At 65.8% G+C, this 13,512-nt stretch carries 11 protein-coding genes; 5 read left to right on the top strand and 6 right to left on the bottom strand.

What is annotated here, in order from left to right:
- The first annotated feature begins 622 nt into the window (after positions 1-622).
- Both Hhyl6_RS18710 and Hhyl6_RS18705 read left to right on the top strand, forming a co-directional pair.
- Positions 623-2,419 (top strand): BCCT family transporter, encoded by a 1,797-nt coding sequence (locus Hhyl6_RS18710; protein ID WP_483740767.1) that lies wholly within the window; start codon positions 623-625, stop codon positions 2,417-2,419.
- A gap of 232 nt (positions 2,420-2,651) precedes the next feature.
- A complete protein-coding gene (locus tag Hhyl6_RS18705; RefSeq protein WP_483740766.1) occupies positions 2,652-4,259 on the top strand; it encodes a BCCT family transporter in 1,608 nt (535 codons plus the stop codon).
- Positions 4,260-4,272: 13 nt separating this feature from the next.
- Here the strand turns inward: Hhyl6_RS18705 and Hhyl6_RS18700 are convergent, their stop codons facing one another.
- From Hhyl6_RS18700 to folP, 3 genes are read right to left on the bottom strand one after another with little or no spacing between them, the layout of a single operon-like run.
- The gene (locus tag Hhyl6_RS18700) at positions 4,273-4,497 is read right to left on the bottom strand and encodes a hypothetical protein (protein ID WP_483740765.1); all 225 of its coding nucleotides are present in this window, start codon (positions 4,495-4,497) and stop codon (positions 4,273-4,275) included.
- A gap of 42 nt (positions 4,498-4,539) precedes the next feature.
- Complete coding sequence (locus Hhyl6_RS18695; RefSeq protein ID WP_483740764.1) at positions 4,540-5,127, bottom strand: hypothetical protein; 588 nt, start codon at positions 5,125-5,127, stop codon at positions 4,540-4,542.
- A gap of 60 nt (positions 5,128-5,187) precedes the next feature.
- Complete coding sequence (gene folP, locus Hhyl6_RS18690) at positions 5,188-7,563, bottom strand: dihydropteroate synthase (protein WP_483740763.1); 2,376 nt, start codon at positions 7,561-7,563, stop codon at positions 5,188-5,190.
- Between the two features lie 98 nt (positions 7,564-7,661).
- Between folP and Hhyl6_RS18685 the strand changes: the two genes are divergently transcribed.
- The 3 genes from Hhyl6_RS18685 to Hhyl6_RS18675 all read left to right on the top strand — a co-directional run bounded on the left by Hhyl6_RS18685 (position 7,662) and on the right by Hhyl6_RS18675 (position 10,981).
- On the top strand, positions 7,662-8,858 hold the full coding sequence (locus tag Hhyl6_RS18685; RefSeq protein ID WP_483740762.1) for an alanyl-tRNA editing protein: 1,197 nt from the start codon (positions 7,662-7,664) through the stop codon (positions 8,856-8,858).
- Positions 8,859-9,029: 171 nt separating this feature from the next.
- On the top strand, positions 9,030-10,757 hold the full coding sequence (locus Hhyl6_RS18680; protein WP_483740761.1) for a formate--tetrahydrofolate ligase: 1,728 nt from the start codon (positions 9,030-9,032) through the stop codon (positions 10,755-10,757).
- Positions 10,758-10,819: 62 nt separating this feature from the next.
- On the top strand, positions 10,820-10,981 hold the full coding sequence (locus Hhyl6_RS18675) for a hypothetical protein (protein ID WP_483740760.1): 162 nt from the start codon (positions 10,820-10,822) through the stop codon (positions 10,979-10,981).
- A 35-nt stretch (positions 10,982-11,016) separates the two neighbouring features.
- On the opposite strand, the gene Hhyl6_RS18670 is transcribed toward Hhyl6_RS18675, so the two are convergent.
- The 3 genes from Hhyl6_RS18670 to Hhyl6_RS18660 form a co-directional block, all read right to left on the bottom strand.
- Positions 11,017-11,610 (bottom strand): cyclodeaminase/cyclohydrolase family protein, encoded by a 594-nt coding sequence (locus Hhyl6_RS18670; RefSeq protein ID WP_483740759.1) that lies wholly within the window; start codon positions 11,608-11,610, stop codon positions 11,017-11,019.
- A 158-nt stretch (positions 11,611-11,768) separates the two neighbouring features.
- Positions 11,769-12,737 (bottom strand): electron transfer flavoprotein subunit alpha/FixB family protein, encoded by a 969-nt coding sequence (locus Hhyl6_RS18665; RefSeq protein ID WP_483740758.1) that lies wholly within the window; start codon positions 12,735-12,737, stop codon positions 11,769-11,771.
- Position 12,738: 1 nt separating this feature from the next.
- Positions 12,739-13,512: an electron transfer flavoprotein subunit beta/FixA family protein gene (locus Hhyl6_RS18660; RefSeq protein WP_483740757.1), complete on the bottom strand. Its 774-nt coding sequence runs from the start codon at positions 13,510-13,512 to the stop codon at positions 12,739-12,741.

Raw genomic sequence — 13,512 nt, 5'->3', positions numbered from 1 at the left:
GGAGTCGTTCCAGTGGCCGTCGGGCCCACCCGCAGTCGCCGTCGATAGTGGTCCTGTGTACCTCCCGACTCGATGGTCGGACGCTCTCGGGGTCGGCGTCACCACTGCGAGGCCTGGAAACCACCGAGGGGACTCGCTTGAGCCAGTCAAACACGACGTTCAGGATAGTCGTCATTACATGTCGAGCGACGGCGTGGCAATCACTTACCTCCCTGCCCCGCGACTCCGAACTGACCCGCTCCATCTACGGATACCCTCGAGAGTAGTTCGGCCAATATCCTGTATAGACGGATTCAACTACTCGATTCCGCGCTCCAGCGAGGTTATTAGTACATGCCTAATTGTGGTATGTAGGCGAAGTTTTATTATAGTCCACTCTTTTCATGGGGGTGAGGCAGTGTAACATGCCACCTGGGTGTGAACACCGACAGCCGGGTTGACGGCGTTGATGCCGTCACACCGGGCAGCGAGGCCGAGGGAACGCCCTCATACGGCCGAGACGAGAACGGTGGACGCACGTCGGATACGAGACGGGGCACCGAGCGGACGAAAATCACCCCACAACTTGGGGACTACAACATGAAATCACGTGGACAACGGCTTCGGACGATGGGGGTAACGTATGGCAAAGAGTGAAGAGAACACCGGCGAGTTTTCGGAGGGACTTCAGGTCGAACTCTTTCATCCTGAGTCCGACCGTGAACCGGGCGACACAAACATTCAGGCGATGGGGTTCGACGTCCATCCGGTCGTCTTCCCCATCTCGTTGGTCATCATCGTCGCGTTCGTTGCGGCGACTATCCTACTGGGAGACCAGGCATCGACGATATACACCGCCGTCTTCAACTTCATCAACGGAACCTTCGGTTGGTTCTACATCCTCGCAGTCAACCTGTTCATCATCACTATCGTCTACTTCGCAGTCAGCAAGTACGGTAACATCAGAATAGGCGGCGTAGAGGCCGAAAAAGAGTTCAGTGACTTCTCGTGGATGGCGATGCTGTTCAGCGCAGGCATGGGTATCGGGCTCATGTTCTTCAGCGTCGCCGAACCGATGTGGCACTTCGGTTCCGGGGCCTCCGAGTTCATGGTCGTCCCGCCGACGTTCAGCGCGGAAGGCGGCACCGCCGGTGCCGCAAGCGCCGCGATGGCACAGACGTTCTTCCACTGGGGGTTCCACCCGTGGGCCATCTACGGGCTCGTCGGACTCGGACTGGCGTTCTTCTCGTTCAACCGCGGCCTGCCGCTGACGTTCCGGTCCATCTTCTGGCCGCTACTCGGTGAACGCATCTACGGATGGCCGGGACACGTCATCGACCTCGTGACCGTGTTCGCGACGCTGTTCGGCCTCTCGACGTCGCTGGGACTCGGCGTGGCACAGATCAACACCGGCCTGTCGTACGTCGGGGGCGACATCCTCGGCCTCGTGAACGTCCCGACCGGGACTATACCGCAGGTGCTTCTCATCGCGGGAATCACCGCCATCGCGACGGCGTCCGTCGCGGCAGGGCTGGAGAGCGGTGTCAAGCGCCTCAGCACGCTGAACCTCTACCTGATGTTCACCATGCTGGTGTTCCTGCTGGCCGTCGGCCCGACGGTCTACATCTTCGGGACGTTCGCGGACGGCCTCGGGGCGTACCTCGGTAACCTCCTCAACCTGAGCTTCTTCACCGGCACCATCCGTGGCACCGCCGCACTCGGCGGCTACACGGTCAAAGGCTGGATGGGCAGTTGGACCGTCTTCTACTGGGGCTGGTGGATAGCGTGGTCGCCGTTCGTCGGGATGTTCATCGCACGCATCTCGAAGGGGCGCACCGTCCGAGAGTTCGTGCTGGGCGTGCTGTTCCTGCCGGCACTGTTCTCGTTCCTCTGGCTGGCCACGTTCGGCGGTTCTGCCCTGTGGGTCCAACTCGTCGGTAGCGGTGGCATCGCGTCCGCCGTCGCCAACCAGGGCCAGACGGTTGCCATGTTCGCCATGCTCAGTAAGTTCCCGCTCGGTGCCGTCACGGGACTGCTGGCCACCCTGCTCGTCGTCACGTTCTTCGTCACGTCCTCCGACTCTGGGTCGCTGGTCGTCGACCACCTGACCTCGGGCGGCAAGCACGACGTGCCGAAGGTCCAGCGAATCTTCTGGGCGGTCACCGAGGGTGCCGTCGCCGCGAGTCTGCTCGTCGGCGGTGGCCTGAGTGCCCTTCAGACGGCGGCCATCACGACTGGCCTCCCGTTCGCCATCATCCTCTGTCTGATGTGCTACACGGTGTATCTGGGACTGGACAACGAGTACGAGATACTCGAGTCCGAGCAGTTCCAAGAGCGCATCCAGGACATGACCGCAGAGGGCGAAGTCGACATCACGAAGTCGGGTGGTGACGTCGTGACCGACGTCACCGGAAATCCCGACGCGGAAGGAAGCGACTGACGTAGCGACACCGGTTTTCTCTCACCGCCGTCCGCCCCCTTCGGGGGAACGGAGACCACGCTTCTCGCCGCGAGAGCGAAACTTCCGATGCCTGAATTACCTCGCAGATAAATGCATTAACTCGAATTCGAGTCGTATATGTGGCGGAGTATAGCATTATAGTCCGGGTACTTCAACAGGTGTCATATTTCGTCTCAGGATTGACCACCGGGCCCCAAAGATTGAGGGATGCATGCGTACCTTACGCACGTCACTCGAGCAGTTCGCCGACGAACTCGACATCGCCGTATTCGGAGTCGGGTTCTCGGTATCGCTGCTGGCGATTCTGGTGTTCTTCCTGAACCCCAAGGCGTCAGCAACGCAGATGGGACAGATAAACGAGTACCTCTGGACGGAGTTCATGTGGGTGTACATCGGGTCGATGTTCCTGATGGTCGTGTTCAGTCTCTGGCTGATGGTCGGTCGCTGGGGCGACATCAAACTCGGCAAACCCGACGACGACCCGGAATTTAGCCTCCTCTCGTTCTTCTCGATGATGTTCTCTGCGGGTATCGCGGCTGGAATCGTCTTCTGGGGGCCGGCCGAGGCACTGAAACACTACGCGACGGTCCCACCGCTGGTCGGCGCAGACTCCAACACGCCGGCGGCGGCAGTCGGTGCGATACAGTACACGCTGTTCCACTGGGGCATCTCTTACTGGGTTCCGTACCTCATCGTCGCCATCCCCATCGCCTACTACGCCTTCCGCAAGGACGCGCCGATGCGGGTCTCCACGCTCATCGCGCCGTTCGTCGGCGTCGACAACCTCGACGGGGCCTTGGCGAAGACCATCGACATCCTCGCGGTGTTCGCCACCATTGGCGGCATCGCGACCACGCTCGGGTTCGTCGGCAAGCAGTTCCTGACCGGCCTCGAGTACAACCTCGGAATCTCGCTGGGCGACGGCGGCACCGTCCTGATGATTACGGGGCTGACCGTGGCGTTCACCGTCTCCGTCGCCCTCGGCGTGAAGAAGGGCATCGCTCGGGTGTCGCTGTTCAACATGGCCGTCTTCGCCGCACTGTCCGTCGTCACCTTCCTACTCGGCCCGACGAACTACATCATGAACACGGGTCTGCAGGCGGTCGGCGGCTACTTCAGCGAGTTCGTGACGATGAGCCTCTACACCAACGCCGCCGGCACCGGCGAGTGGGTCGGTAACTGGACGGTGTTCTACTGGGCGTGGGTGTTCTCGTGGGCGCCATTCGGCGGCCTGTTCGTCGCCCGCATCTCGAAGGGGCGGACCATCCGCCAGGTGGTGGCGACGGCCCTCGTCGGCGCTACGGCCTCGACGATTCCGTGGTTCCTGACGATGGGCGGGAGCGCCATCTACTTCCAGCGGAACGGCATCGCGCCGATGTTGGAGATGGTCGACCAGTACGGCGTCTCCGTCTCGGGGTTCCCGCTGTTCGCCAGTCTCCCGTTCGGCGAGGTGCTCGCGGGCGTGTTCATGCTCCTCGTGGTGACCTTTTTCGTCACCTCGGCGGACTCCTCGACGCTCGCGCTGGGGATGCTCACGACCGGCGGCAAGCAACACCCCTCGACGGTGAACCGCGTCATCTGGGGCGGTCTGATGGGCGGTCTCGCCTCCCTTCTCATCGTCGGCGGGGGCATAGACGCGCTGCGGTCCTCGGCCATCATCACCGGGTTCCCGTTCGCCCTCATGTCCGTCCTCGCCATCGCCGGGATGGCGTGGGAGTTCCAGTCCGTCCGACCGCTCCTCAAGGCAGACCGCGACCGACCAGCGACGCACTCTCGTAGTCGGAACAGTCGCTCCGGAGCGGCCACCGAAGACGACTGACGCTCCCTCGTTTTCAGTAGTATTTCCAGTCGTCCTCGTCGGACCCTCGCTTTACGCCGTCTTCGCCGTCCTCGTCCATCTCGTCCGGCCAGCGGATGCCATCCCCTGCGAGACTCTTGTAGACGAACCCCCCGAAGGCGACAAGCAACAGGAGCAAGACGATTGCTCCGGCGGCCCCGACGAGCTGGGCCGCTGTCTCGGCGAAGCCCGAGTCGAACGGTAACTGGAGCAGGTCCATACAGTCTCGTACGGCCTGCGCACGTTTTAGCGTTGGTAGCGGCTACGCCGGGTCCGCCGGCGGACCGCTGCTGTGGACCCAGCGACGCGTCGGCCCGCCGATGCCGACGGCGGCGATGCCGAGCCACAGGAGGAAGCTCAGGGCGACCGGTAACACGAGCCACGCGACGGCGCTGACGGCGCCCACGCCGACCAACCCGACCCACGGGTCGTCGAAGCCGAAGACGCCCGCGGCCCACGTGCCCACGACGACGAAGCCGAGGCCGCCGAGGGTGAGCAGGGCAATCCCGAGAACGAGGGCGCCGACGACGCCCAGTACGGTCGCTCCGACGCCGAGGTTGGCCAGTTGGTTCAACCCGTAGGCCACGAAGAACGTGACGATGGCGAAGGCCATCAGGCCGTAGACGACGGCGGCCAGCGGTCGCTGTGTCGTGGCCGTCAGGGCGGCGTCGATGCGGCCGCCGTCCCGATAGATGACGACGCCGCCGAAGACCACCGTCAACAGGAACGACGCCGCGGCCCGGACCGTCGGCGGTGCGCCCGTGATAGTCGAGAGGTCGAACGCTTGCGCCGGGACGCTCCCCACCGACGCGAGTACAGCCGTCGCGGCCTCTGGCCCCGCTACAAACATGCTACGCTGTTTCGACACGGGTTGTGAAAAACTATCGGTCGGAGGACCGTCAGGCCCCGTCTACGCGTCTTCCGCCGCCGTGACCGCACGAACGGCCGCCGCGTTCTCGGTGACGTCGTGGACGCGGACGACGTCGGCGCCGCGCTCTGCAGCCATCGTCGTCACGGCGATGGTCGGTGGAAGTCGCTCGCCGCTGTCACAGCCCACGCGTTCGAACATCGACTTCCGGGAGTGGCCGACCATTACCGGACACCCGAGCGCCGCTAGCTCCGCGAGTCGGTCGACCAGCGCGAACGACTCCTCGGCGTCCTTCCCGAACCCGACGCCCGGGTCCACGATAATCTGGTCCCGGTCGATGCCGGCCTGTTCGGCCAGTAAGACCTGTTCGCGCAGGTCTGCCACCACGTCCGAAACCACGTCGTCGTACGTCGCCGACCGGCCGGGGTCGACGGGAGCCGAGAGGCTGTGCATGAGAATCAGCGAGGCGTCGTGGTCGGCGACGACGAACCGCATCTCCGGGTCCGCGAGCCCAGAGACGTCGTTGACGATGTCGGCCCCCGCGTCGAGGGCGGCGTCGGCCACGGCGGCCTTCCGCGTGTCCACGGAGATGGGGACGTCGAGGGCGGAGAGCGCCTCGATGACCGGGACCACGCGGTCGATTTCCTCGCTCACCGAGACAGGGTCGGCACCCGGTCGGGTGCTCTCTCCGCCCACGTCGACGACGTCCGCGCCAGCGGCGACCATCTCCTCGGCGCGTTCGACGGCCACGTCGAGGCGGTTGTACTCGCCGCCGTCGTGGAAACTGTCCGGCGTGACGTTCAGAATCCCCATCACCGCCGTCCCGTCGGTGTCCAACACAGCGGCGGGTGGCGGCCCATCCAAGGCGGCGTCGAGTTGTCGGGAGAGGCTGTCGAGACCGAGACCCGCCGCCGGGAGCGTGTCTGCCAGTTCGCGGAGTTGGACGGGCGTCCCCGACAGTACTGTGGTGACGAACTTCTCCGGTGACCCGTCAGCCGTGCGCACACAGGCACCGCCGATGGCGTCCAACTGTTCGGCCACCCACTCGGCTTGTGCGGGCCGGAGCGCCGTCGAGAAGACGCTGTGGTCGACGGCGTCGTGGTCCACCGACGAGGAGGCCGCTCGGTCTGTCCCGCCGCCGCAGTCCTCGGGAACGACGGTTCGCGTCCACCGGTCGCGGGCCTCCGCGACAGCGTACAGCGACCCGGCGACGAGGACGCAGTCACCCTCGTCCGCTCGCTCTATCGCTCGTTCGGTAGCCTCGGGGACGGACCCGACTCGTCGAATCTCCTCGGCGTGTCCGTCGAAGGCTGCGGCGAGAGCGTCGGCCCCGGCGGCCCGGTCGTTGTCGGGTCTAGCGGTGTACGCCGCGTCGACCGGCGGGAGTCGCTCGACCATCTGCTCGTACTCCTTGTCCCGCATCGCCGCGAAGACGACGTGCAGGTCGTCGTAGTCGTACCGGCCGAGGAGGTCTGAGAGCGTCGCCATCGCGCCGGGGTTGTGCGACCCGTCGAGGACGACCAGGGGGTCCGTGGACCGAATCTCGAAGCGACCCGGCCACGTCGCGCGCCGCAGACCGTCGGCAATCGTCCGTTCGTCTACCGACGCGACCTGCCGCGCGAGCGTCGACGCGACGCCGGCGTTCGTCGCCTGATGCTGACCCAACAGTTTGAGGTTCGTCTCCAGTGCCCAGTCCGGGCCCGCAATCGACACCTCGTTCTCGACGGCCGACCGCATCCCGTTCTCGACGGCGGTGACGGCGGCGTCGTCCGTGCCCACGGTAATCACGTCCGTCTCCGAACGTACCGCGTCGAGCGCGTCGCCCGTGGTACCTGTCACGAGCGGTGCGTCCGTGGGTGCGACCTGCGCCTTGTCGCGGGCGATTTCCTCGACGGTGTCGCCCAGCAGGTCCGTGTGCTCCAGACTGACGCTCGTCACGGCGCTGGCGACGGGGTCGACGGCGCTCGTCGCGTCGTAGCGGCCGCCGATACCGACTTCGAGGACGGCTACGTCGACGTCCTCGGCGCCAAAGTGGTACAGCGCGAGGGCGGTGAGGACTTCGAAGTGGGTCGGCATGTCGTCGTCCGCTCGCAGGCGCTCGATACAGGGGTCGATTCGTTCGACGAACTCTGTGACTCGGGATTTGGGGACCGAGCGACCGTTGACCCGCACTTGGTCGCGGAAGTCGTTCAGCCCCGGCGAGGTGAACAGGCCCACGTCGAGTCCGGCGGTCCGGAGGACGCTCTCCAGCATCCGGGCCGTGCTGCCCTTGCCGTTGGACCCGGCTATCTGGACGCAGTCGACGGACTCCTGTGGAGTCCCGAGGTGCGAGAGCATCCGCGCCGTCGTCTCCGTCCCCAGTTTGGGGCGACGGCGCTGTAGCGACTGCAGGTAGTCGGCTGACTCGTGGTACTCCATAGCACATATGGTCGGCTTCGCCCTGATTAACTTATCGCCAGCCCACGACAGGGGCCCGGAACGCGTGATTTATTGGCGCGCACCGCGACGCGCCGGACATGACCGGCGAGTCGACAGCGAACTACGCGAACGAAGAACCCTACGTCACGTCCTTCGACGCGACGGTGCGCGCGGTGGACGGGCGAGACGTGACGCTCGACCGAACGTACTTCTACGCCGAGGGTGGCGGCCAACCCGCCGACGAGGGGACGCTCGCGGGCGTCGACGTGGTCGACGTGCAGACGCGCGACGGCGAGACACTCCATACCCTCGCAGAGGCCCCCGAAGTCGAGGCCGGCGAGACGGTCAGCGGCGAGGTGGACGAGGAGTTTCGCACCTACAGCATGCGCGCTCACACCGCCAGCCACGTCGTCTACGGCGTCGGCCGGAAACTGTTCGACGGCCACGGCTACGGTGGGTTCGACATCGGGACAGACACCGTGCGTCTGGACTTCGACGCCGAGGCAGACGCCGACGAGGTGAACGCGCTCACGTTCCAGCGCATGGCCAACGAGGCCGTCTGGGACGCCCGTTCCGTGGACTGGTACGAGATGGACGTCGAGGAGGCCCGCGGCGACGAGGACATCGTGTTCAACCTCGGCGACGCCGACCCGACCGGGACGGTCCGAATCGTCGAAATCGACGGTTGGGACATATCCGCCTGTGGCGGCACCCACGTCCGGAACACGAGCGAAATCGGCCCCATCGAGGTCGTAGACGTCTCGAACCCGGGTGCCGACCTCGTGCGCGTCGAGTACGCTGTCGGACCGTCGGCCATCCAGCGCCAGATAGACCGGCGACGGAGCGCCGCCCGCGCCGCCGACACGCTGGATACGAGTGTCGAGGACCTCGCTCAGCGAGCGCAGGGGCTCTTAGAGGAGAAGAAGTCCCTGCAGGCCGACCTAGAGGCCTTACAGGGCCAACTGCTCGACGCGCGTATCCAGTCCCTCGCCGCGGACGCGGACGAACGAGACGGGGCCGAGTGGGTCGTCGGCACCGTCGACTCCGTCGGCCCGAACGCGGTAGCCGACCGCCTCGGCGCGCTCGACGACGTGGCCGACGTCGTCGTCCTCGCGGGCCGTGACGGGTCGACGTTCGTCGTCGTGAGCACGGACGGCGAGACGGACGCCAACGACGTCATCGGGGAGGTCACCGAGGAGTTCGGCGGCGGTGGCGGCGGCCAACCGACCCTCGCGCAGGGCGGTGGCCTCGACGCCGACCCGGAGACCGTGGTCGAGTACCTCCGCGACGACTGACTGCCTCGACAGGATAGCCGCCACTTCGTGGCTCCGTCGGAAGCTACACTTCTAGTCGCGTGGACAGGATGAGCGAGCGCTGACGCCAGCGGCACCATGCGAACACATCCTATCCCACTATTGTCAGATACGCTAACATTATTACGGCGTTGTGGGGTACGTCAGGGTGAGATGTCTTCAGACGACCAACCACAGGACCCGATTCCCACGGACTACGATATCGCACAATCGACGGACATGGAACCTATCTGGGAACTCGTCGAGCCGTGGGGCCTCGGGCTCGACGACCTCCAGTACTTCGGGGAGTACACCGCGAAAGTCAAACACCACGCCATCGACCGCCTCCGCGAACAGGCGGAAGACAACGAGGAGAACCTCGTACTCGTCACGGGGATGACGCCGACACCGAAGGGTGAGGGGAAGACCGTCACCACGGTCGGCCTCGGTCAGACCCTCAACCATCTCGGCGAGGACGCGATGATTGCCATCCGCGAACCGTCGCTCGGCCCGGTGTTCGGGGTCAAGGGCGGCGCGGCCGGCGGTGGCCGCTCGCAGGTGCTCCCGATGGAGGACATCAACCTCCACTTCACCGGTGACCTGCACGCACTGACCGCGGCGCACAACCTCATCGCCGCGATGCTCGACGCACGCCTCTCGCAGGGCAACGACCTCGACATCAACGTCAACGACGTCGCGTGGAAGCGCGCGCTGGACATGAACGACCGTGCGCTCCGCCAGACCGTCGTCGGTCTGGGCGGCGAGAGCGGTGGTACCCCGCGCGAGGACGGCTTCAAACTGACCGCTGCCTCCGAACTGATGGCCGTCCTCTGTCTGGCCAGCGACCTCGAAGACCTCAAGGAGCGCGTCTCGCGCATCATCGTCGCTTACGGCGAGGACGGCGAGACCATCACGGTCGACGACATCGAGGCGACGGGGCCGGTCACCATGCTCCTGCGCGACGCCATCAAGCCGAACGTCGTCCAGACCATCGAGGGTACGCCCGCGTTCGTCCACGGCGGTCCGTTCGCAAACATCGCCCACGGGACGAACTCGCTCATCGCCGACAAGGCCGCGTTCGGCATGGGCGACTACCTCGTCACCGAGGCCGGGTTCGGGTCGGACCTCGGCGCCGAGAAGTTCATGGACATCGTCTGCCGGCTGGGCGACATGACGCCGAACGCCGTCGTGCTGGTCTCCTCCGTGCGTGCGCTCCAGTACCACGGACTGGACCAGTGGCCGGTCGACTTCGACGAAATCGACGAGGCCGGCGTCGAGGCCGTCGAGAAGGGCTTCGAGAACCTCGACAAGCACGTCTCGAACCTCCAGCAGTTCGGCGTCCCGGTCGTCGTCGCCCTCAACCGCTTCCCGGACGACACCGAGGAGGAAGTCCAAGCCGTCATCGACCACTGCGAGGACGACCTCGGCGTCAGAGTCGCGGAGTCCGAAGTGTTCGAAAAGGGCAGCGAGGGTGGTGTCGACCTCGGCAACCACGTCATCGACGCCGTCGAGGAGAGCGACGAGGACGAGTTCGAGTACCTCTACGACGAGGAGGCCCCCATCAAGGAGAAGATAGAGACAGTCGCCACCGAAATCTACGGTGCCGAGGGCGTGAAGTTCACCGGGGGCGCACTGGACGACATCGACCGCATGCAGGACCTCGGCTTCGACGACGTGCCAGTCTGCATGTCCAAGACGTTCCACTCCTTCAGCGACGACGCCAGCAAGAAGGGCGCGCCGGAGGGCTGGGAACTGGAGATTAGCGAGGTCTACCCGTCGGCCGGTGCCGGCTTCATCGTCGCGCTGACTGCCGACGCGCTGACGATGCCGGGACTCCCGCAGCGTCCCGCGGCCGCCGACATGGACATCGACGAGGACGGCAACATCAGCGGCCTGTTCTAAGGTCACCGGTCCGACCGCCCCAGCTCGTCTGCCGTCCCGCGAGACACGCTTTCTGGAGGTCGATGAAGTTGGACACGAAGCAGTACCGCGAGGCGCGTGACGCGGGTTCGGAAGCACTCCGTATCGCCGCCGACGGGATAGAGAGCGTCGTCGAACAACTGGACTCGGCCTCGCCGAACGACTCGTCGAAGCGGTCGAACACCGGACGACGGCGGAGACGGTAGCCGTCGCGCGACCCGCGGACGGGCAGCGGACCGCTTCACCAGTTCCGATTCGCTCGCACCTGTGACATCGCCTCCTCCGCGGCCGCTTCCGTCTCCGCCGACCGCCGTTCCATCTCCGCGACGAACTCTGAGTCCTCTATCGTCCCGAGGTTCGCGTGGACGGTAGACACGGAAGCCTCGAGCGCCGCGTGTGCGAACAGTGCGCCAGCCATGGCGTCGGGCACGGCGACCGGCGTCCCGTTCGCCGTCACCTCCCCCGCAGCGTCGAGGACGTCGAGACAGGTCTCGGCAGTTTCCAGCGGGACTGCTGTCGACCGCTTCGCTGCTGTCTGTATCCGGTCTGCCTCCCCTGACTCGAACGCGGCCTGGACTTGGTCGACGGCCGTCACGTCGTCGTCGGCGAGTTCGAGTAACCGACTCCGGCTAGCGGCGAGGCTGTCCCGGAGGTCGGTCATCTCGTCGGCGACGTCAGCGCCCTCGTCTGTCCGGAGAGTGTGGATACAGACCATCTCACAGAGCGCCGCGCCCATCGCACCGCCGACGCCGGCAACGGCGCCGCCGCTCGGCGTCACTTCGTCCGAGGCGACGCCGTCGAGGAACTCCCCGATGGTCCGGTCGGCGATAGTCATGGATGCCCCCCGGTGGCGCTTCCCCACGCCGAGGAGAGTAACGTCCCACAGGTGGTGTCCGGGAAGAGGCACCGCGAGGTGCAGTAGCGAGTCACAGGCGGGCTTCAGGGCGCCCGGTCCTAACTGTTACGCTGAAGACGTTCGGCCGGGACCCGACGTCACCCCTCCTCGCGTAGCGCGGCGTTCAGCTCCGGCACGACCTCGTGGAGGTCGCCGACGACGGCGTAGTCGCCCTTCTGCATGATGGCCGCTTCCGGGTCCGTGTTGATGGCCAGAACGTTGTCCGCGCCCTTACAGCCGACCATGTGCTGGACCGCACCGCTGATGCCACAGGCGACGTAGAGGTCCGGACTTATCTTCGCGCCGGTCTGGCCGATCTGGTCGTCGTGTGGTCGCCACCCTTCGTTGACGGCGGCCCGCGACGCGCCGACGGTGCCGCCGAGGAGGTCGGCCAACGTCTCCAGTTTGTCGTAGTCGTCCGGCCCGCCGACACCTCGCCCCCCGCCGACGACGATTCGGGCCTCGCCCAACGCGACGCCGCTCGTGTCGGACTCCTCTACCCTGACGACGCTGGCCCGGAAATCCGACTCGTCGAGGTCAGGGGTGAACGTCTGTACGGTCGGGTCGGTGACGGTGTCCGCTTCCGACGGCGCGAACTCGTGTTCGGCGGCCGTCAGCAGTTTCGTCTCGCTTTCCAGTACAGCGTGTTCCACGAGGCTTCCGCCCCACCGCTGTCGAGCCAGTTCGTACGTCTCTCCGGCCTCGACGTCCAGACAGTTCGAAACCACGGGGAGGTCACGCTTCGCGCCGACGTGGGCCAACACCTCCTGTCCACGGTCGGTCCCCGGGGCCACGACGGCCTCCGGGTCGGCGCTGTCGACGAGTTGGCCGACGCTTTCGGCCCACGCTTCGGGCGCGTACGTGTCCAATCGCTCGTCGTCGGCGTGGTGGACCGTCTCGACACCGCAGGTGCCGAGACGGTCGGCAGTTGCCGCTCCCTGGCCACCGAAGACGACGACTTCTAGGTCGGACGCGGTGTCGGTCGCTAGCTCACGGGCCAGCGTGAGTGCTTCGAGTGACGGTTCTGTCGGCGTACCATCGTTGTGTTCGACGAACGCGAGTATCATGTCAGGTCACCTCTAGCTCGTTGTCGAGGAGGTCGACCACGGCCGGGACTGCGTCGACGCCCTCGCCGAGGACCTCCGCGTCTCCCTCCCCGGTATCCGGGGCCTCGAGTCGGAGTTTCTCGATACCGTCGTCGAACTTGCTGGGCGGCGGGTCGCGGCGCTGAATCGACTGCTTGCGTGCCTGCATCTTCGCGCGCATCGAGGCGTAGCGGGGTTCGTTCACACCTTCCTTCACGCCCACGGCCGCCGGAAGGGCCAGTTCGTACACCTCCATGCCGCCGGTGACGTCTCGCTTCGCGACGACCGTTCCGTCTTCGACGTCGAGGTGCGAGACACCCCCGACGAAGGGGACGTCTAAGGCTTCGGCCACGCGCACGCCGACCTGATGGTTCCCCGCGTCGGCCGACTCGTCGCCGAACAGCAACAGGTCGAACCCGAGGTCGTCGTCCGCGTCGTTCCCCACGGCGTCGGCTATCGCGGCCGCCGTCTCGCGGGGCCGCCACTCCTCGCCCTCGGTCTCGAGGAGGACGGCCTCGTCGGCGGTCATTGCCAGTCCGGTCCGGAGCTGTTCGTCCGCGTCCGGCGGACCGAGCGAGAGGACCGTCGCCGTGCCGTCGTGTGCTTCCGCCTGTTGAACCGCCGCCTCGACGGCACACTCCTCGTGTGGCGCTATCGTGAACCCGAGGTTGCTGGCGTCTATGTGCTGGTCGTCGTCGGTCAGCGTTATCTTTGCACCCGTATTCGGTACTCGTTTGATGCACGCTAGCGTGTCCAT

Source organism: Haloarcula sp. H-hyl6 (assembly GCF_056934455.1).
This window is presented reverse-complemented; position numbering and strand designations above follow the sequence as displayed.